Here is a 19,422-nt window from a genome sequence, read left to right as displayed (position 1 = left end):
ATGGGCATGTTTTGCCCATTAAAAAGCCCCGCAGTTGCGGGGCTTTTGTCGTCGAGGCGGGGGTTATTTTGCCGCGATGGCGTCTGCCATGGGGCTCTGGAACTCCTGCTCGGCTTCTGCGAAGCGATCCTGCATGGCCTTGGAGGGGGCCTTGTCCAGCAGGCTGAACAGCACGATGGCCAGGGTGGCAAACAGGAAGCCCGGGATGATTTCGTACAGACCCAGCCAGCCGAACTGCTTCCAGATGATAACGGTCAGGGCACCGACCAGCATGCCAGCCAGAGCGCCGTTGCGGGTCATGCGGGACCAGAGCACGGAGAGCAGCACCACGGGGCCGAAGGCGGCACCGAAACCGGCCCAGGCGTAGCTCACCAGCCCCAGCACCCGGTTTTCCGGGTTGGTGGCGACGGCGATGGCCACCAGGGCGATCAGCAGCACCATGGCGCGGCCGACCCACACCAGCTCTTTCTGGGAGGCGTTCTTGCGCAGGAAGGGCTTGTAGAGATCCTCGGTGATGGCGCTGGAGCAGACCAGCAACTGGCAACTGAGGGTACTCATGACCGCCGCCAGGATGGCGGAGAGCAGTACGCCGGCAATCCAGGGGTTGAACAGGATCTTGGAGAGCTCGATGAAGACTCGCTCCGGGTTGGCGGTCACGCCGCCCGCCTGCTCGGTGAAGGTGGAGAAGTAGGCCAGGCCGAAGAAGCCGATGGCCACGGCACCGCCCAGGCAGAGCACCATCCAGGTCATGCTGATGCGACGGGCGCTGGCCATGGAGTGGTGGGAGTCCGCCGCCATGAAGCGCGCCAGGATGTGGGGCTGACCGAAGTAGCCCAGACCCCAGGCCATCAGAGAGATGATGGCGATGAAGTCCAGGTTCTTGAACATGTCGAGGTTGCTGGCGTTCTGCGCCGCCACTTGCACCATGGCGGTGTCGATGCCGCCCACGGCGATGATGACGAACACCGGGGTGAGGATGAGGGCGAAGATCATCAGGGTCGCCTGCACTGTGTCGGTCCAGCTCACCGCGAGGAAGCCGCCGAAGAAGGTGTAGGTGATGGTGGCCGCGGCACCGATCCAGAGGGCGGTGTCATAGCTCATGCCGAAGGTGCTCTCGAATAGGCGGGCACCGGCCACCACACCGGAGGCGCAGTAGATGGTGAAGAACAGCAGGATCACCAGGGCGGAGAGGATGCGCAGCACCCGGCTCTTGTCTTCGAAGCGGTAGGTGAAGTAGTCCGGCAGGGTCAGGGCGTTGCGGTTCTTCTCGGTGTGAACCCGCAGCCGACCGGCCACCCAGCGCCAGTTGAAGTAGGCGCCGATGACGAGGCCGATGGCGATCCAGCTCTCGGAGATGCCGCCGATGAAGACGGCGCCTGGCAGGCCCATCAGGAGCCAGCCACTCATGTCGGAGGCACCGGCGGAGAGGGCGGTCACCCAGCTCCCCATCCGGCGGCCGCCGAGAATGTAGTCGTCAAAGTTACGGGTGGCGCGATAGGCGATGAAGCCGATCAACACCATCCCGAGGATGTACACCAGAAAGGTGATGAGCATGGGGGTGCTAGCTGTCATTCAAAACTCCGTTATGTGACGTCTGTGCCCGTTCTTGCGACGGACTCTTCCTTAAAAAAACCGGCCTAGAGTAATCAGCAGATCGCCGGACCACAACCACTTTTAACAAATAAAAAACACACGGAAAACGTTTAACACCTAACCAAGCAACCACTCAATTGCAATAAGGCCGGATTTTATCCCGGCCTGCCAAGGGTTTACCCTGATGATCCCCTCCCCCGCGCCATAAAAAAGCCCCGACAGTGGCCGGGGCTCGGGATACCGACGGGCGGGATCAGCGGTTGATGGCGATGGGCATGCCGCTGCGCTGCTCCAGGGCCTGCTTGACCAGCTGGGAGTCGCTGTCCGCGTGGGCGATGAAGCGGGTCACGGCGGTGGACATGGGCAGCGGGGCCGGCAGGCTGGAGTTGAACTCCTCCTGGTTGCGGGAGAGGGGCTGGTGCACTTCCAGGTAGCGGCGGCCATCCGGCTCGACAGAGGCCTTGATGGGCTGATTCACGAACTGGACGCGGGTACCGACCGGGACCTGCTTGAACAGGTACTCGATGTCGTCGTTGCGCAGACGCACGCAGCCGTGGCTCACCCGCAGGCCGATGCCGAACTGGGCGTTGGTGCCGTGGATGGCGTACATCTTGCCGATGTAGAGCGCGAACAGCCCCATGGGGTTGTCCGGACCGGCCGGCCAGACCGCAGGCAGGGTCTCGCCACGGGCGGCGTACTCGGCGTGCATCTTCGCGGTCGGGGTCCAGGTCGGGCCCGCCTTCTTGCGCTGCACGCTGGTCACCCAGTCTTCCGGGGTGTCGGTGCCGAGCTGGCCGATGCCAATCGGCAGCACTTCCACCACCTTCTTGCCTTTGGGGTAGTAGTAGAGGCGCATCTCGGCGACGTTCAGCACGATGCCTTCACGGGGGGCATCCGGCAGGATCAGCTGATGCGGCACGACCAGCTTCTCGCCCGCCTGCAGCAGCAGGGGGTCTGCCTTGGGGTTGGCTTCCAGCATGTTGGTCAAGCCGAGCTGGAATCTGGCCGCTGCCGCTTCCAGGGGTTGGCCCGCCTCTTCCGGGGACACCACGTAGTCCAGGTTCTCCCCCACCAGGCGGCTGTTGGCTGCGGGCAGGGCATATTCGATGGCGAGGGCGGGCATGGCGGCCAGGATCAGGGAGCAGCACAGTGCGGCCGCCGTGTTGTGGAGGAGCTTCATAACTTTCCTGTGATAAAGGGGGTGGTTCAGCACTCTGGCCAGCGCGGAGGCGACGGGCGCGCCCGGGGCGAAGAGAAGGCCGCCATTTTTCTCCTCTGTCATGCAAATTTCAACCGCCACGTGCTGACGGGTCGGTGATTAAATACGGTGCCGCGCTGCGCCGCGGCACCTTGTCATAAGCGGGATCAGCCGTTTTTCCAACTGTGCATGTCATAACCGGTTGGCGACTGATGCAAACGCAGATGGAATTGCTCAATTATCGCAAATATGTGGTCGAAAATATCAGCCTGTATCCCTTCATACTCGGCCCAGGCGGTGGTCGCCGTGAAGCAGTAGATCTCCAGCGGCAGGCCGTCCGTGGTCGGTGCCAACTGGCGCACCATCAGGGTCATGTCCTTGCGAATGCCCGCATGAGCCCGCAGGTAGGCGTCCAGATAGGCGCGCAGGGTGCCGAGGTTGGTTAGGTGGCGACCATTGATGGGGCAGCTGATGGCATCGCTGAGCTGCTGGTTGTAGCTGCTGAGCTCCTGCTCCTTGCGGCTGAGGTAGGGTGCCAACAACCTGGCCTGCTTGAGCTGCAACTGCTCCTGCGAGGTGAGGAAGCGCACGCTGGTCATGTCGATGTTGACGCTGCGCTTGATGCGGCGCCCGCCGGATTCGGTCATCCCCTGCCAGTTCTTGAAGGAGTCGGAGATGAGGGCATAGGTGGGGATGGTGGTGATGGTCTTGTCCCAGTTCGACACCTTGACCGTGGTGAGGCCGATGTCGGTCACCTCGCCGTCCGCGCCGTACTTGTCCATCTGCAGCCAGTCACCGACGCTCAGCATGCGGTTGGCGGAGAGCTGGATACCCGCCACCAGGCCGAGGATGGGGTCCTTGAACACCAGCATCAGGACCGCGGTCATGGCCCCCAGGCCGCTGAACAGGAAGAGCGGCGACTTGCCGAGCAGCAGGGCGATCATCAGGATGCCCACCAGGATGCTGGCCACCAGTTTCACCCCCTGGAAGATGCCGCGCAGGGGCAGATCCCGCCCAAGCCGGGTATGACGGCTCAGGGAGAGCAGGCAGTCGAGCAGGGCGAACAGGGCCAGCAGCAGGAACAGCAGGATCCAGATCTGGGCCAGCAACTCGATAAGCGCCAGGCTCTCGGACGCTTTGGGCAGCCAGATCTCCGCCTGACCGAGCAGTACGGCCCCCTGGAACACGAAGGCGAGCCGGTAGAAGAGGCGTTGCTGCAACTGGGGCGGCAGCCACATCTGCTTGGTCTTGCCAAGCAGCCCCACCAGGCGCACCAGCAGGATGCGGTGCAGCACCAGGTGCAGCACCATGGCGGTCAGCACGATGAACCCCAGGGCGATCACCAGGGCCATCATGGGGGTCACATCGACCCCCAGGCCTGACAACCAGTTGAAAAACATCTCTTTCATCGTTACCTCCGCAATATCACACAGCGGTCAGGGTACGTATCTGGTCCCCCATGTCAAATGACAGGCCGATCACTATTGCCGAAACGACAACGCCCGGCAGGGGCCGGGCGTTGTCATCACCAGAGGGTGCCTTAGCCGACCAGGCTCAGGGCATCACGGGCGATCACCAGCTCTTCGTTGGTGGGCATCACCAGGGCCAGACGGCTGCCTTCGACGGTGATGGGGCCTTCACCGCCCAGCACGGCGGCGTTGTTCGCCTCCTTGTCGATCTTGAAGCCGAGCAGGGCCAGTCGGGCCAGCACCATCTCGCGCACCATGGCGGCGTTCTCGCCGATGCCGCCGGTGAACACCAGGGCGTCCAGGCGACCATCCATGGCGGCAGCATAGGCACCGACGTACTTGGCAACGCGATAGGTGAAGACGTCCAGTGCACGCTTGGCACCGGCGTCGGTGGCGTAGTTGCCGGTGACGTAGCGGCAGTCGCTGCTCTCCTCGGTCATGCCCAGCAGGCCGGATTCGCGGGTCAGCACCTGGTTGATCTTGTCCACGCTGTAACCCAGGTTGTCGTGCATGAAGAAGACGATGGCAGGGTCGATGTCACCGGAGCGGGTGCCCATCGCCAGCCCTTCCAGCGGGGTCAGCCCCATGGAGGTGTCGACGGACTCGCCGTTCTTGATGGCGCAGACGGAGGCACCGTTGCCCAGGTGGCAGTTGATGATGTTGAGCTCATGGAGCGGTTTGCCCAGCGCCTTGGCGGTCTCTTCGGCGATGAAGCGGTGGGAGGTGCCGTGGGCGCCGTAACGACGGATGCCGTTCTCGCGATAGAGCTTGTAGGGCAGCGCGTAGAGGTAGGCTTCCTCTGGCAGGGTCTGGTGGAAGGCGGTGTCGAACACGGCCACGTTCTTGTCGGCCAGGGCCGGGAACACCTTGAGGGCGGCACGGATGCCGATGAGGTGCGCCGGGTTGTGCAGGGGGGCAAACGGAATGGCGGCCTCGATGCCGGCAATCACGCCGTCATCGATGCGCACGGAGCGGGAGAACTGCTCACCGCCGTGCACGATGCGATGGCCGATGGCGACCAGCTGATCGGCCAGGGCGGGATCCTGGGGCAGGATGTGGCCCACGATGTGGTCGAGGGCTTCCTGGTGCGCGGCACCGGCGCCCAGCATGGCGTCGCCCTTGACCCCGTGGAGTTTCCATTTGATACGTGCGTCATCCAGATTGAAGCATTCGGCCAGGCCGGACAGCATGTCCTCGCCCGTTTCAGCGTCCATTACGGCAAATTTCAGGGAAGAGCTACCGCAGTTAAGGATCAATACCAACTTGCTCATGTTCTACATCTTCCTGTGCTTCGGCTTTACGCCGACAGTGTCGTGTCATCCAGCGATGGATGGGATTCCCCTGCCGGGGGCTTATGGTCGCAGGAGGGTGCGTCCAATTTTTCAAATCGTTGGGCGCAGACCGTTCGTCTGGCGCGCGCGTCGAATCAGCGATTCGCAACGGGCCTCTGTTGGCCCAATCACTCGGGACTCCAGGCCCCGGTTGCCACTCAGGCGCCGGTCAGCAGCGACTGGTGAACCTTGACGACCAGCTTCTTGACCGAACCTGGGGTCGTCAGGGTACAGAGGGGGCGATGCAGTTCTCCCGGCCAGAAGATGGCGAAGTCGCCGGGCTGCAACGCCAGATAACTGGTCTGCTCGTCATCGACGAACCAGAGATCGGGGTGAGGATGGTCGGCACCGTCCCGGCTGTAGGTGTGAGGGCCCACGCCGATCCACTCCTCGCCGCGCAGCAGCAGCTGGATGTCCAGATACTGCTCATGAAACTCGCCCCGGCGATCCGCCACCGGCTCTGTCAGATCCTCGCTCACCAGGCAGAACAGCGTGAGGCCGTCGACCTCCTGCTTGCCGAGGGGGGCGTGCAGCCAGCGTTCGACGCTTTGCACCACCTCGGCCACGATACGGTTCAGGGGGGCGGGCAAGGGGGTGCGTTGCAAGGTATCCAGACTGCCGGTGATCATGAGGTTCGCATCCTTAGATATATCTGTGTTCTATCTTTGTGCACCAATGAAAAAGGACCATTGAAGGTCCTTTTATCGTCTCGTCTGCCATCCGTGCAGACGGGGGCGCTGTCGCTTCCAAGCCGATGGCGCCGAGTCACTGTTGCATACTCGTCCGCCCCTGCCAAGAGATACTCGCCCATTCACCCGATGATCGTACCAGTTGAAACAATATTATTCACTACCCAATCTCCCCCGACTTTGACCAGACGCAAAAACGGGAGCATCTGCTCCCGTTTTTTTCCATCGCCCGCTCAAAAGCGGTGCCATTCAAACCTTGCCGGCGTTTTCCACCGGCTTGGCGTACATGGCGCGCCAGATGGCCTTGTGCTCTTGTGGCACCTCGGACTGGCGAGTCAGGAAGGCACTCTGCTCTATGGTGCTGGCCTTGCCGGGCACATCCGCCGCGAGGTAGTTGCCCGGGAAGAGGCGATAGCTGCTCCAGATCGCCTTGTCGATAAGCGCCGCCAGCTCGTCCGGATCGCTGAAGCCCTCGGTGATGGGAGCGCCGAAGGAGACATGTACCCGCCCCTTCTGGCCGACGATGCCCGCGACGATACTCTCGATGTCCTCGAACTCGCCCTTCTCGTAGCTGCCGTTGACCGACTTCTCGTAGAGCTCACGCGCCTTGGCCTTGTCGGTGGGATCCAGCTCGTAGCTGATGCTCACCGGCACGATGTTGAGGCTGCGCATGTAGTCGACGAAATCGATCTTCTGCTTCTTGCCGTCCACGTAGAACATCTTGAGGATGGCAGGATCGGTCTTGTCATCCCCGTCCTTGGCGCGCCCCTCCTTCTGGGCGATCCAGATGGAGTGCCCCTCGTGCACCGACTGGCCGATGTAGGCCGACAGCTCTCCGAGGGCCTTCATCATCTCCCGCGGTCCCTTGGCGGAGCGCTTGACGATGAAGCTCTTGTTGAGCTTCATCAGCTCGGTGGCGCAGGGCTTGCGCAGCAGGTTGTCGCCGATGGCGATGCGCACGGTATCGAACCCGTGGGTGTGCAGCCCCCAGTTGACGAACGCCGGATCCATGGCGATGTCCCTGTGGTTGGAGACGAACAGGTAGCCCTGCTCCTTCTTGAGGTGTTCGAGCCCGGAGAAGCTCACTCCCTGGGTGGAGGTGGCGATCATCCGGGTCATGTAGCGGGTCACCCCCATCTGTACCTGATGGATGGTGCTGACCTTGGCCCACTTGTGGCGCAGGAACTGGCGGATCAGCGGGCGAATGGCCCAGCCCAGCCAGCTCATCAGGGAACCGAAGCGGTATTTGGCGATGGCGCCGATAAACTCGTCATCCTGGATCAGCCGCTCGATGGCAGCCGGTACTTCTTCATCGCGATAGGGGCGAATGTCCGCGAATCTATCTACTTCTGTCACAATGTCTGCCTTGCATGTATGGGGTCGCGGCCTGCGTCTGCCGGCCGGGAAAATTCAGGGCGCAATTTTACACGCTTTTATCCCCAGGGGTATGAGAGGCGTACAGATAGTGCGATCTTGCAGTGAAAAAGCGATGGCGGTCACCCGCCAGCCCCCCTTTCGACAACGGCTCTGCTAGCCAGCGGGGTTGATGAGCGCGGTGAGGACGTGGTCCTCCCAGCGGCCGTTGATCATCAGATAGTCCCGAGCGTATCCCTCCTGCTCGAACCCCAGCCGTTCGAGGAGCGCGCCGCTTCGCAGGTTCGCGGGCATGTAGCTGGCCATGATGCGATGCAGGCCCCGCTCCCGGAACAGGTGATCGATGCCGGCGGCCACCACCTCCTGCATCAGGCCCTGCCCCTCGTGCTCCTTGTCGATGGCATAGCCCAGGTGGCACGCCTTGAACATGCCCATCACAATGTTCGTGAAATTGCAGGTGGCGATCACCCGCTCCCCCCTGGGATCGAGCGCCACCAGTTGCACGGCACTGCCCTCGAAATAGTGGCCGTAACCGTCGCGCAAGCGGGTCTGCCAGTGGGCGAGGGTGTAGAAGCTCTCCTCCCGCCTGGGCTCCCAGGGGGCCAGGTGGGCGCGATTGCGCAGATAGAAATCCACCATCAGGCAGGCCCGCTCCGGGGTCAGCACGGTCAGCCGGGTGCGAGGGGTGGCAATGTGGGGCAGCGTCGTCATCTTGCCCTCAGGAGGTTGGAAGCGGACAGAAGGGTCATCAGAGATCCCTCAGCCTCAGCCACTCGTCCCGCAGCAGGCCGTAGTGCACGTGATCCACTACCCTGTCCGCCAGCCGCTCCGCCCGCCGGGTGATCCCCTCCTGGGTCATTCCCAGCCGCTCGCACACGGCCCGGCTCGCCTCGTTCTCGAGGGCGGCGCTGATCTCCACCTTCTCCATCCCCATCTCCTCGAAGGCGTGATGGAGCAGGGCCTGGCAGGCCCGGGTGATGATGCCGTGCCCCTGCCAGCGCTCCGCCAGCCAGTAGCCGATGGTCACCTTGCCGAGATCCTGATCGATCTGGTTGTAACCGATGACGCCGACCACCTCCCCCTGATACTCGATGGCCGTGGTCAGCCCCTCCCCCCGGGCAAACTTCTCGATGGCGTGGCGAATGAAGGTGGCGCTGTCGGCGGGCTGCTGGATGTGGGGCACCCAGGGCAGCCACTGGGAGAGGTAGTCGCGGTTGCGCTGGCAGAGGCGAAACAGCTCGCTGGCCATGTCGGGTTGCAGGAACAGGAGCGCCAGCTCGTCATCCAGTTGCCATGAAAACATCGCCACTCCTCCCCGGTTCCACTCCGGCCATCTGCCGTCATGGGAGCCAATGTAGTCAATCAATCCCTTGTTTGCCAAGGACTTTTCAACCGACTTCCCCGCTGGCAACCCCCATATGGCGATCCCCATGCGGGCACCTTGCCCCCAAGGTCATCAATCACCCCTCACAGTGGTTCAACATGCTGCCATTACCAGTATTTATGGATGATTGGCGCTGTAAAAGTGAATCGTGCTACCTGTTTTCGCTGTCCTGTGACAAATGACAGGCCGTTATTTTCCCCCTTCCCACTAGTGTAAGAGCGCCGGGCAACGGACCCGGCGTGTAATCTTCATCGACTAAGGAAAGACGAGATGAACAAAGTCTATTTGGCCGTCATGCTGGCCTGCTGGGGAAGCGCCGCCATGGCGGCAGAACAGGTGGAAGTGAACCAGGTCTCCGACCTGGCCGGTGCGGTGAGTGGCGCCGCCAAGATTGGCGCCCTTGGCGCCGGGGATGGCGAGTTTCGCAAGGTGCGGGCGGTGACGCTGCCCAATGGCCAGCAGCGGATACGCTATGAGCAGACCTGGCAGGGGATTCCGGTGTGGGGCCAGGTTCTGGTGGCCGATCAGGCGCTGGGGGGCCAGGTCAACCAGGTGTCCGGCACCATGCTGCGCAAGATCGATGCCGACCTGACGGGCCCGGCCGTTGCCCTCTCCGCCAGCGACGCCGCACGCCAGGCTCGCAGCGGTGCCAAGGGGAGCAACGAACAGGTTAAGCTGTTCGTGATGCAGGATGAGACCGGCCAGGCCAGACTGGTCTATCTGGTCTCCTGGCTCGCCGCCAGCAAGGAACCGAGCCGCCCCTTCGTGATGATCGACGCCCAGACCGGCAGCGAGCTCAAACGCTGGGAGGGGATCAACCACAAGGACGCCACCGGCCCAGGGGGCAACGTCAAGACCGGCAAATATTTCTACGGCGCCGACTTTGGCCCCCTGCAGGTGGATGATAACTGCCGCATGACGGGGACCAACGTGGACACCCTCAACATGAATCACGGCACCACGGGGGGCGCCATCCACCAGTTCACCTGCCCGGAGAACACGGTCAAGGAGATCAACGGTGCCTACTCCCCTCTCAACGATGCCCACTACTTCGGCAACGTGGTGTTCGACATGTACCGCAACTGGTACAACACGGCGCCGCTCAGCTTCAAGCTCAAGATGCGGGTGCACTACAGCCGCAACTACGAGAACGCCTTCTGGGACGGCAGCCAGATGACCTTCGGCGATGGGGCCACCACCTTCTATCCGCTGGTGAGCCTGGATGTGGCGGCCCACGAGGTGAGCCATGGCTTCACCGAGCAGAACTCAGGACTGGTCTACTCCGGTCAGTCTGGCGGCATCAACGAGGCCTTCTCCGACATGGCGGGGGAAGCGGCCGAATACTACATGAAGGGCAGCAACGACTGGCTGGTGGGGGCCCAGATCTTCAAGGGCAACGGCTCCTTGCGCTACTTCGAGGACCCGGCCCGGGACGGCAAGTCCATCGGCCACGCCAGCGATTACTATGACGGCATCGACGTGCACCACAGTTCCGGGGTCTACAACCGCGCCTTCTACCTGCTGGCCAACACCAGCGGCTGGCAAACCCGCAAGGCGTTCGAGGTGTTCGTGCTGGCCAACCGCCTCTACTGGGGCCCCAACACCACCTTCGATCAGGGGGCGTGCGGGGTAACCAGGGCCGCCACGGATCTCGGCTACAGCGTGAGCGACGTGGCAGCCGCCTTCACCGCCGTCGGGGTCAATGCCACCTGCGGCGGCACCACGCCCCAACCGGGCAGCGTGCTGCAAAACGGGGTACCGGTGGGCAATCTCACCGCCGCCAAGGGGGGCAAGCTGAACTTCACCGTCGAGGTGCCCGCCGGCAGAAGCCAGCTGGTGGTGACCAGCAGCGGCGGCAGCGGGGATGCGGATCTCTACGTGAAATTCGGCAGCGCGCCGACCGCCAGCAGCTATGACTGCCGCCCCTACAAGAGCGGCAATGCCGAAACCTGTACCCTGAACGCCCCCAAGGCGGGGACCTGGCACGTGCAGCTGAGCGGGTTCAGCGCCTTCTCCGGCGTCACCCTCAAGGCCAGCTACTGAGTCTGAGCGGGCATCAAGGGGAATTAGCGAAGAGCGCCGGCCTGGTCCGGCGCTTTTTTATGTCCGCTTGCCCGACCAGCGCCGGGCCAGGGTACGGGCCGCCTCCAGCACCCGCTCCTTGGCGGGATTGGGGCGCTTGCCGCTGCGCCAGGCCATCATCACGTCCCAGTGATCCGGTGGCAGATCCACCACGTCCAGCTTCACCAGGCGACCGAACTCCAGATCCCGGGTGATGGCGAGCGCCGGCATCAGGGTGATGAAGCCGTGCTCCAGCGCCAGCTCCCGCGCCGCACTCGCTGGCTGGATGGCGTGCAGCGGACTCGCCACCTGGCGCAGCAAACGCAACTGCAGGATCAGCTCGTCGCAGCCCGTCCCCCACTGCTGGGGCGCCAGCCGCTCGTTGGCAATGTCCTGCAGGGTCAGCCCCTGCCGCCCGGCCAGCGGGTGGGTGGCGCAGGCCACGGCGATGATCGGGGAACGGTAAAGCAGTTCGAGCTGGATGCCCGCGATGGCAGGGCACTTGAGAATGAAGCCCACGTCGGTCTCGCCGGTCAGCAACTCCTGCATGATGATGCCAGAGTGATCCGTGTTGCAGCGGATCTCGAAGGTCTCGTCCACCAGGGCCAGCAGCAGGGGGCCGAACACCGCCGTGGTCAGAGAGGGGAGGCAGGAGAGCCGGATCCGCGGCAATGCAGGCGCCCCCTGCATCGCCAGCCGCCCCCCTTCCAGTGCGCTCAGGGCCGCAGTCGCGGCAGGCAGAAACTGCTCGCAGGCCGGGGTCGGGGTGGCCCCCCGACGATGGCGACGGAACAGGGACTGGCCCAGCTCCTGCTCCAGCACGGCAATGCGCTGGCTCACCATGGGTTGTGACCAGCCGCGAATGGCGGCCACCTTGCTGAAGCTGCCACGGTTGGCCACATCCAGCAGCAGTTGCAAATCGTCGAGGGTCATAGCCATAACCAAATCCAATATGAAATATAGCCAGTTGTCGGCTACCACTATATCTGGAGCCCCACCAGAATAGCAGCATCAATCGTCATGAACCGGCTGAACGCCACCGAGCCAGGGAGTTGTCATCCCCCTTGGCTCTGTTTGGTGACGGCGCCGTTCGGGCAAGAAAGACAACAATATCAGCGAAGCAAACAGAGGTATCAGGGTCATGGTGGATCGGGCGAGGCGGTTGGGGCGGTGGTTCTTGGCATTGGATTCCCTGCTGGTGATCCTGGGCTTTTTCGTGGTGATGCCCATGATCAGCCTGCGCTTCGTCGACCAACTGGGCTGGGCCGCCGGTGTGGTCGGACTGGCACTGGGGCTGCGTCAGCTTACCCAGCAAGGGCTGGGGGTCTTTGGCGGCTCCCTCGCCGACAAGTTCGGGGCGCGCCCCCTCATCGTCTGCGGCATGCTGCTGCGGGCGCTGGGGTTTGCCAGCCTGGCCTATGCCCAGAGCGGATTGGAGCTGATCCTCTCCTGCATCATCTCGGGGCTGGGTGGCTGCCTGTTCGATCCCCCCCGCGCCGCCCTGGTGATCAAGTTCACCCGGCCACGGGAGCGGGGTCGCTACATCTCCCTGCTGATGATGCTGGAGAGCGCCGGCGCCGTGGTGGGAGCCCTGCTCGGCAGCTGGCTGCTCAACTTCGATTTTGAATATGTCTGCTTGCTGGGTGCCGGCCTGTTCGTCTGCGCCGCCCTGTGCAACCTGCTGATCCTGCCCCCTTACAAGCTTTCGGTGCGTCCGACGCCGATCCGGGACGGCCTCGGCCAGGTGCTGGCGGACAAGGCTTTCTGCCGACTGGTGCTGATCTTGAGCGGCTACTACGCGCTCTGGGTGCAGGTCATGCTGATCTTCCCCATTCTGGTCAAACAGATGGCGGGCAGCACCACGGCGGTGGGCTGGATGTACACCCTGGAGACGGCCATCTCCCTGGCCCTGCTCTACCCCCTTGCCCGGTTCGGCGAGCGCCACTTCAAGCTGGAGAACCGTCTGATGGCGGGGGTGCTGCTGATGACCACGGGGATCGGGCTGGTGGCCTTTGCCACCACCTTGCCCGCCGTCTTCCTGCTGCTCGCCTGCTTCTATCTCGGCATCGTCATCGCCGAGCCGGCGCGGGAAACCCTGATGACCAAGCTGGCACAACCGGGGGCGCGGGGCAGCTACATGGGCTTCAGCCGACTGGGACTGGCGCTCGGGGGCATGACGGGTTACGTGGGGGGCGGCGCCCTGCACGACTACGCCATGGCCCAGGGGCAACCCTGGTTGCCCTGGCTGGTACTCGGCACCGTCGGTGTCACCACCTTGCTGCTGCTGGCCAACTGCTTCCAGCGCGGCTCTCGCCTGGCAGGGGTCAACGCCTGATCCTCTGGCAATCATCCCGTCTACCCCGGGCGCCCTTCTCTTGAAGGGCGCTCTTTTTTACCTTCTTCTTGCATTGCCCTTCCCCTCGTCTGCGTCCATCCACCCGAAAATCCCCCATAAAAAAAGCGGCAGATTGCTCTGCCGCTTTTGCCCAGCCCGCTTGGCTGTTACTTGTTGATATCCAACATGTTGTTTTGCAACATGAAGTCGATCACCTGGTTGGCAGTCGTCCCTGAACCGCCCGTCAGAGTGTCGAAGGTGTGGTTCATCAGCACTATCTCCTGGGTCACCGGCGCGGCACTGCTCTCCTTGACTTGCAGATGCACCCCTTCGCTGTCCTGGAACACCGAGAGCAGGCTCTTCAGGGAGCTCTCGCTCTTGCTGCCATCGCTGTCTAGCAAGTCGCTCAGATCCAGCTTGTCCCCTTCCGACTTGCTGAAATCGACGATGTAGTCCTTGGCCACCTTGCCAGCCTCGGTATCCCCCTTCAGCCAGGTGAAGGTATCAGCACCTGCATCCCCCATGAGGATGTCGTTGCCGGCCCCCCCGATCAGGATGTCGTTGCCCAGCCCGCCGCTCAATATGTCGTTGCCGGTACCGCCATAGAGGGTGTCGTTGCCACTGCCGCCATAGAGGCGATCGTTGCCGCTTTCCCCATAGAGGGTGTCGTTGCCGCTACCACCGAACAGGGTGTCGTTGCCGGCACCGCCGTACAGGAAGTCATCACCCCCCTGACCGAACAGGATGTCATTGCCATCACCGCCGAGGAGGGTGTCACCCTTGTCATTGGCCGACGACTGATCGAACTCGCTGGCGTGATCCGTGATGTAGGCGTGCACCTGGGCATCGGTCACCGACCCTGCCCCCAGCTTGCCACTCACATACTGCTTGATGGCCGCATACCCTTCCCCGCTGATGCCGGTGAAGCGTACTGCGTCGCCAAACAGGATGTCGTCGCCCGCACCGCCATCCAGCCTGTCAACGCCGGGCAGGTTGCTGACCGGCGTCCCCAGGATGGCATTGGCGAGATCGGAGGCAGACACATTGGACTGTACGACCTTGTCGCTATCAAACAGCTTGAGAATATCGCTCGATACCCCGCTGCCGATCCCGATGGCCGCCAGCACCACATTGTTTGCCTCCAGCAGCGGCAGCACATTCAATGCGTTGTCCCGTGCCGTGCTGTTGGTCGACCCCGAGGTGTAACTGGTTGAGATCTCGAAGGTTCCATCCCCTTGCGCCTTGATCTTGCCGATGTTCTGGGAGTTCCAGTTACCATTTCCGTTCTGTGACCACTGCTTGACGTTGCCGCTGGCATCCACAATCACCCGCTGGGTGCCCCCGATATTGGCGTAGAAAGCCGTACCCGGTACGTAGTTGTTGACGTTGACAAAGGTATCCAGACCTTCCTGGGTCTTGGTGTTCACCACCGGATTGATCTCTTCGTTGTAGAAGTAGGAGTTCGGAGCCCCATCGGTGATGAAATAGGCCTGATTCTTCGCATTGGTGTTGTTCTTGGCCAGGTCGCTGTTGAACCAGTTGGAGGTGACCTTGAGCGGATCCTCGTAGTTGGTCAGCCCCGAGGTACCATCCATGCTGGTCAGTACATCACCCAGTAGCTTCAACGCATTGGGATCTTTGAGATCCACGCTGACGGAACGATTGACCTGAGTATCAAAATCGATCAGGAAGACGTTGACCTTGCCCGCCGCCTCCTTGCCCGCACTCCCCTGGAGCTCTTTGAATACCTGGGTCAGTTGATCCCGGATGGTCTTCATCGCCGACGAACCGATACTGCTCGAGGTGTCGATCATGAAGGCGAGGTTGTAGTTCTGGCCCGGCAGCATCACGCTGCCATCCAGATCCCCCACCACGATATTGTGCTCGCTGCCATAGGTCCGGTTCTGGTCCCCCGGCTCCCCTTCGGTGGCGTTGAAGTAGCTCAGGCGGATGCTGTCGTCATCGGTCGCGGTACTGGTCAGATCGGTCCCGACCTCCTTGGCGATGACATCGACCTTGAGATTGACCAGGCCCGCCTTGTCACCCGGTACCCGCAGAGTCAGACCGCTCAGGTTCAGATCCAGTGCATTGCTGCTCCACAGCTTGTCCGACGCGGTGAAGGTCAGCTTGCCATCGTCCCCGACGGTACCCAGCAACTGGCTGCCCTTGTAGAGCTCGGAGCCTTTGGGCATGCCGCTCAGCACCAGGCTGTCAAACACCTCGCTGCCATCCCTGTCAGTGAGGGAGGCCGTCAGCTCGACCGGGTAATCCACCTTGGTCGGCGGAACCAGGGTCAGCTCACCCGTGGTCTGGTTGATCTGGTAGATGCCGTCTGCGAACTGGACATATTCCATGTCGTGCAGGGCCTTGGTCACCCCGACGCCTCGCTCGGACACGACGAAGTCGAACCACTTGTCGTTGTTCGAATAACCCTCGCCCTTCTTGATGGAGTAGTCGGCACGATTGCCGGGCAGCACGGCGATATCCGTGCCAGTCCCGCCATAGAGGCCATCGTTGCCAAGACCGGAGACCAGGATGTCGTTGCCTTCACCACCGTAGAGGGAATCACCCTGGATGGCATCGCTGCCCACCAGAATGTCATCCCCCTGGTTGCCGACCAGGCTGTCGCCGCCTCCCTTCTGGCTCACGATGTAGTCGTTGCCGCTGGTGCCATTGACCAGATCCTGACCAGAAGAGCTATCGGTCAGGGTCTTGGTGATCCCGAGGGCCCCCTTGTCGAAGCTGCCGGACTGGAACTGGCCCGTGGTGATCCCCGCGCTCGGGAAGCTCAGGTTGTAAAGGGGAATACCGTTGCCCACCAGACTCAGGTTGACGGTCGGCTTGTCGGCCACCGCCGCCACGTCGATCACCAGCTTGCTGCCGTTGCTGAGGTTGGCACCGTCGCTTATCTGATAGCCGATGCTGGCATAGTCGCCCTTCATGTTGCCGACCACGGCGCCGTTGCCGTTGGCGGCATGGGTGCTCGATTCGTTCAGACCGGGCACGAAGCGCAGATGGCCTGCGTTCACCTCGGCATAGGAGATGAGGGATCCGGTTTGCACCGCAACCCACTGCCCAGCCGCATTGAGGTATTCGAGGGTACCGTTCAGCGGCAGGGTGTTGATCTGCACCCCGAGATCAGTCGCGTCCTGATCGTCGCTGGCACCGAACTGGGCCCAGGTCAGGACCTGGGGCTGATCTTCAGCACCGGCGCTGTGGCCGCCAGCCGCCGTCGGCGCCCGATCATTGTCCACTATGGTACCGGTCCCGCTCTGACCACCGATGGTCACCGAGAGGGTCTCGTTCGTCTCGGCCAGACGATCGTTCACCGTCGGGATGGTCACCGTGAAGTCTGTCACGCCCGCCGGTACCGTGATCTTGCCGGTGGTGCTGTTATAGGTCACGCCGTTGCTGAACTGGGCATTGCCCCAGTCCTGGTTGGAGGCGGGGTTGTTGCCCGATCCGCGAATGGCGAAATCGTATTCGGTCGCTTCCTGGGTCGCATCGGACAAGGTGACCTTGTGCAACAGGTTGCCCCCTTCAGTCACGCTCTCGCTGGAGACACCCTGAACCAGCGGCGTGAAGAGAGGCTTGGTGGCGAAGGAGCCAATGCTGGCGTCACCGTCACCATCCACCACCCGGATCTGGAAGTCGATGTCACCATCACCCAGGGGTTTGGACATGCGCTGGTACTGGAAGAACTCCCACTTGCCGGTGGCTGGCGTGAACTCCAGCTTGAAGACGAGGTTGCCGCCCGCATCCTTCCCGAGCAGGGTGTTGGCCCCGCTGGCGGTGATGGCGATGGCTGAGCCGGAAGCCGTCCGCAGACCATTCTCGAAGGTCGCCGGGTCCAGTACCAACCCGATGGAGCCCTTGCCGTCCGCCCCCCACTGCGGGGTCACGGTGCCGGAACCATAGGCGATGGCCTGAGCCGTGTTGGCACCGAGGAACTCGATGCTCTGTACGGTGAAGTCGCTGTTGTCGGAGGTATTGGTGTTGCCGTTGTTGGTCGCCTTGATCACCATGGTATCGAAGCCACCCTGCTGCACCTGGAAGTTCTGGTTGAACTCCCCACCCGATGCGTTGGAGTTGAATACCAGGGTGCTGATCAGCACACCACCGCGATAGAACTCCACGACCCCGCTCTCCAGCTCGCCGCCAAACATCTTGCTGAACTTGATGTTGGCGCCGTAGGCAACCTTGCCCGCATCCAGCCTGACGATCAGCTGCTCGGAGGCGGACGATCCGTCAGCAAAGTGACGGAAGTCAATCTCGTTGGCGAGGTTGTGGTAAGGCGCAGCACCGCTGGCTACCCCCAGCCCCGAGCTGGAGCCGTTGACATCCGCCGTTACCAGTGAGGAATCGGTTGCCGACTTGAAGCCCAGGGCGCTGATGGTAAAGCCCGCCATGTTCAGGGTGCTCTGGTTGCCACTGTACTTGGTCAGGTCGAAGAGCCCGGTCAGCACGTTCGGAATATCGGTCTTCACCACGGAAACGGCATCGCTGTTACCGGCAATGGGGGAGTCGTCCTCGACGCTGACATCCAGCTTGCCCTTGGTGACGCCACTGCCATCGGAGACCTCCACGTCCAGCTGGAACGACAGCTTGTCTTCCGAGGTCGCATCTCCGTGGTCGAGGGGGCCCTTGAGGGTCACGTCATAGGTCCATTCTCCCTTGCCGCTGGCATTGGGTGCCGTCAGCTTGACCTCGACCACCGCCTTGTAATCGGCGCCGCCAATCGCCCCCGTGTAGCCGACCAGCGTCTTGCTGCCCGCATCCCAGCTCCACTGGACCTTGGCCCCACCGGACGTCAGCCCGGCCGGTCCGTTCAGGGAGATGCTGAGCGTGCTGCTGTCGATGTCGCCCACCGAGAGGGTACCGGACGCCTTGATGGCGTTGGTGGTATCCGGGTTGCCGACCGTGTCGGCAATACCGTTTGCCAGCCCCTCTTCGGAGACGACAGCCCCATTGGAGATGGTCAGCGTCGGCAGATCGTTGACCGCATCCACCTTGATGGTCACGGTTGCGGGACTCGCATCCACGGCGCCGTCGTTGTCTACCGCCGCATAGTTGAAGGTGGTGTTGCCGTTCCAGTTCGCATTCGGAGTGAAGGTGAGCTTGCCGGCGTCCGCCACCGCAATGCTCTGCTCCACCGTCACAGCCACCCCGTTCAGATAGAGGATGCCGTTGGCAGGCAGGCTCTTGATGGTGAAACTCACCACGTTGCCATCGATGTCGCTGCCACTGAGGGTCGGAATGGCGATGCTGGCGGCATCTTCCTGACCGTTTGCCTGCTTGTTCGCCGTCTCCGGCGCTTCATTCAGGATCTGCGCGTTGTCGCTGCCCGGCAGGGAGACATTGCCCGCCTTGTCGGTCTGGGTCGCCGTCACCGTCAACGACTTGCCGTTGGCCGGGGTCGTCTCCGTCCAGCTGATGGTGCCATTCTGATAGCTGTAGCTCTTGCCATTGCTTGCCAGCAGGGTGCCATCGGCCTTGAGCGTCAACTGGACAGTGCTGTTCACCCCGCCATTGTTGATGGTCAGCGTCACCTTGCCGCCCGCAACCAGGTCTGCGTGATTGATTCCGGCGCGAACCTGGATCTGATCATTGCCAATCTCGGCCTTGGTCAGCATCTGGTCGTTGTTGGCATCATCCACGATAACCACGGTCGGGGCATTGGGGGCCAGGGTGTCGATCGCGCTGTCGTCACTGCCGCCAGTGCCCACGTTGCCGTTGAGATCGGTGTAGCTGCCCTCGTTCACGGTGACGCTGGCGGTGCCTTCGAAGCCCGGCGTCGGCGTGAAGGTGCCGGTCCAGGTCTTGCCGCCGTCAGTGGTCTTGAGGTCGGTAACCGTGCCGCCCACCACGGTCAGGTCGCCCACTTCGAAGCCCGTGACCTGCTCGCTGAAGGTGAAGGTGACCTCGCTGGTCTCGCCCACGGTCAGCTTGTCGTCAACGATGTTGACTTCCACGCTCGGGGCCGCCGTG

The 19,422-nt window shown here is 62.6% G+C and carries 12 protein-coding genes; 2 read left to right on the top strand and 10 right to left on the bottom strand.

Translation table 11 applies throughout. The features are described 5' to 3' along the window. Positions 1-63: 63 nt before the first annotated feature. The 8 genes from putP to AB5Y53_RS15370 all read right to left on the bottom strand — a co-directional run bounded on the left by putP (position 64) and on the right by AB5Y53_RS15370 (position 8,957). The gene (putP, locus tag AB5Y53_RS15405) at positions 64-1,572 is read right to left on the bottom strand and encodes a sodium/proline symporter PutP (RefSeq protein ID WP_069652037.1); all 1,509 of its coding nucleotides are present in this window, start codon (positions 1,570-1,572) and stop codon (positions 64-66) included. 274 nt (positions 1,573-1,846) lie between these two features. Then, positions 1,847-2,773: a L,D-transpeptidase family protein gene (locus AB5Y53_RS15400; RefSeq protein WP_010675523.1), complete on the bottom strand. Its 927-nt coding sequence runs from the start codon at positions 2,771-2,773 to the stop codon at positions 1,847-1,849. Positions 2,774-2,958: 185 nt separating this feature from the next. After that, positions 2,959-4,200, bottom strand: a complete 1,242-nt coding sequence (locus tag AB5Y53_RS15395; RefSeq protein WP_368182471.1) for a mechanosensitive ion channel family protein — start codon at positions 4,198-4,200, stop codon at positions 2,959-2,961. 131 nt (positions 4,201-4,331) lie between these two features. Further along, on the bottom strand, positions 4,332-5,531 hold the full coding sequence (locus AB5Y53_RS15390) for an acetate kinase (RefSeq protein WP_010675525.1): 1,200 nt from the start codon (positions 5,529-5,531) through the stop codon (positions 4,332-4,334). 218 nt (positions 5,532-5,749) lie between these two features. Next, positions 5,750-6,220, bottom strand: coding sequence for a YhcH/YjgK/YiaL family protein (locus tag AB5Y53_RS15385; protein ID WP_368182468.1), 471 nt, complete (start codon positions 6,218-6,220; stop codon positions 5,750-5,752). Between the two features lie 309 nt (positions 6,221-6,529). Further along, the gene (locus tag AB5Y53_RS15380; RefSeq protein WP_042016043.1) at positions 6,530-7,636 is read right to left on the bottom strand and encodes a 1-acyl-sn-glycerol-3-phosphate acyltransferase; all 1,107 of its coding nucleotides are present in this window, start codon (positions 7,634-7,636) and stop codon (positions 6,530-6,532) included. A 174-nt stretch (positions 7,637-7,810) separates the two neighbouring features. Beyond that, the gene (locus AB5Y53_RS15375) at positions 7,811-8,365 is read right to left on the bottom strand and encodes a GNAT family N-acetyltransferase (protein WP_266140593.1); all 555 of its coding nucleotides are present in this window, start codon (positions 8,363-8,365) and stop codon (positions 7,811-7,813) included. A 37-nt stretch (positions 8,366-8,402) separates the two neighbouring features. Beyond that, positions 8,403-8,957 (bottom strand): GNAT family N-acetyltransferase, encoded by a 555-nt coding sequence (locus AB5Y53_RS15370; protein ID WP_368182467.1) that lies wholly within the window; start codon positions 8,955-8,957, stop codon positions 8,403-8,405. Between the two features lie 351 nt (positions 8,958-9,308). Here AB5Y53_RS15370 and AB5Y53_RS15365 point away from each other — a divergent pair, with 351 nt between their 5' ends. After that, the gene (locus tag AB5Y53_RS15365; protein WP_368182465.1) at positions 9,309-11,081 is read left to right on the top strand and encodes a M4 family metallopeptidase; all 1,773 of its coding nucleotides are present in this window, start codon (positions 9,309-9,311) and stop codon (positions 11,079-11,081) included. Positions 11,082-11,138: 57 nt separating this feature from the next. Here AB5Y53_RS15365 and AB5Y53_RS15360 read toward each other — a convergent pair whose 3' ends face one another. Further along, a complete protein-coding gene (locus AB5Y53_RS15360) occupies positions 11,139-12,038 on the bottom strand; it encodes a LysR family transcriptional regulator (RefSeq protein ID WP_029314793.1) in 900 nt (299 codons plus the stop codon). A 202-nt stretch (positions 12,039-12,240) separates the two neighbouring features. Here AB5Y53_RS15360 and mdtH point away from each other — a divergent pair, with 202 nt between their 5' ends. Then, positions 12,241-13,434, top strand: coding sequence for a multidrug efflux MFS transporter MdtH (gene mdtH, locus AB5Y53_RS15355; RefSeq protein WP_029314794.1), 1,194 nt, complete (start codon positions 12,241-12,243; stop codon positions 13,432-13,434). A gap of 167 nt (positions 13,435-13,601) precedes the next feature. Here the strand turns inward: mdtH and AB5Y53_RS15350 are convergent. Beyond that, positions 13,602-19,422, bottom strand: a 5,821-nt coding sequence (locus tag AB5Y53_RS15350) for an Ig-like domain-containing protein (RefSeq protein ID WP_368182464.1), incomplete at its 5' end; no start/stop codon positions are given.

This window comes from Aeromonas sp. R7-5, from assembly GCF_040908015.1.
Lineage (GTDB): Bacteria > Pseudomonadota > Gammaproteobacteria > Enterobacterales > Aeromonadaceae > Aeromonas > Aeromonas caviae.
Note: the sequence above shows the minus strand (reverse complement) of the source record. Positions and strands in the feature narration are given on the sequence as shown.

Bases quoted from the DNA above. Each gene is read 5' to 3' on its own strand.
- putP (WP_069652037.1), bottom strand. From the start codon at position 1,572: ATGACAGCTAGCACCCCCATGCTCATCACCTTTCTGGTGTACATCCTC.
- AB5Y53_RS15365 (WP_368182465.1), top strand. From the start codon at position 9,309: ATGAACAAAGTCTATTTGGCCGTCATGCTGGCCTGCTGGGGAAGCGCC.
- AB5Y53_RS15400 (WP_010675523.1), bottom strand. From the start codon at position 2,773: ATGAAGCTCCTCCACAACACGGCGGCCGCACTGTGCTGCTCCCTGATC.
- AB5Y53_RS15395 (WP_368182471.1), bottom strand. From the start codon at position 4,200: ATGAAAGAGATGTTTTTCAACTGGTTGTCAGGCCTGGGGGTCGATGTG.
- AB5Y53_RS15385 (WP_368182468.1), bottom strand. From the start codon at position 6,220: ATGATCACCGGCAGTCTGGATACCTTGCAACGCACCCCCTTGCCCGCC.
- AB5Y53_RS15375 (WP_266140593.1), bottom strand. From the start codon at position 8,365: ATGACGACGCTGCCCCACATTGCCACCCCTCGCACCCGGCTGACCGTG.
- AB5Y53_RS15370 (WP_368182467.1), bottom strand. From the start codon at position 8,957: ATGTTTTCATGGCAACTGGATGACGAGCTGGCGCTCCTGTTCCTGCAA.
- AB5Y53_RS15360 (WP_029314793.1), bottom strand. From the start codon at position 12,038: ATGGCTATGACCCTCGACGATTTGCAACTGCTGCTGGATGTGGCCAAC.
- AB5Y53_RS15390 (WP_010675525.1), bottom strand. From the start codon at position 5,531: ATGAGCAAGTTGGTATTGATCCTTAACTGCGGTAGCTCTTCCCTGAAA.
- mdtH (WP_029314794.1), top strand. From the start codon at position 12,241: ATGGTGGATCGGGCGAGGCGGTTGGGGCGGTGGTTCTTGGCATTGGAT.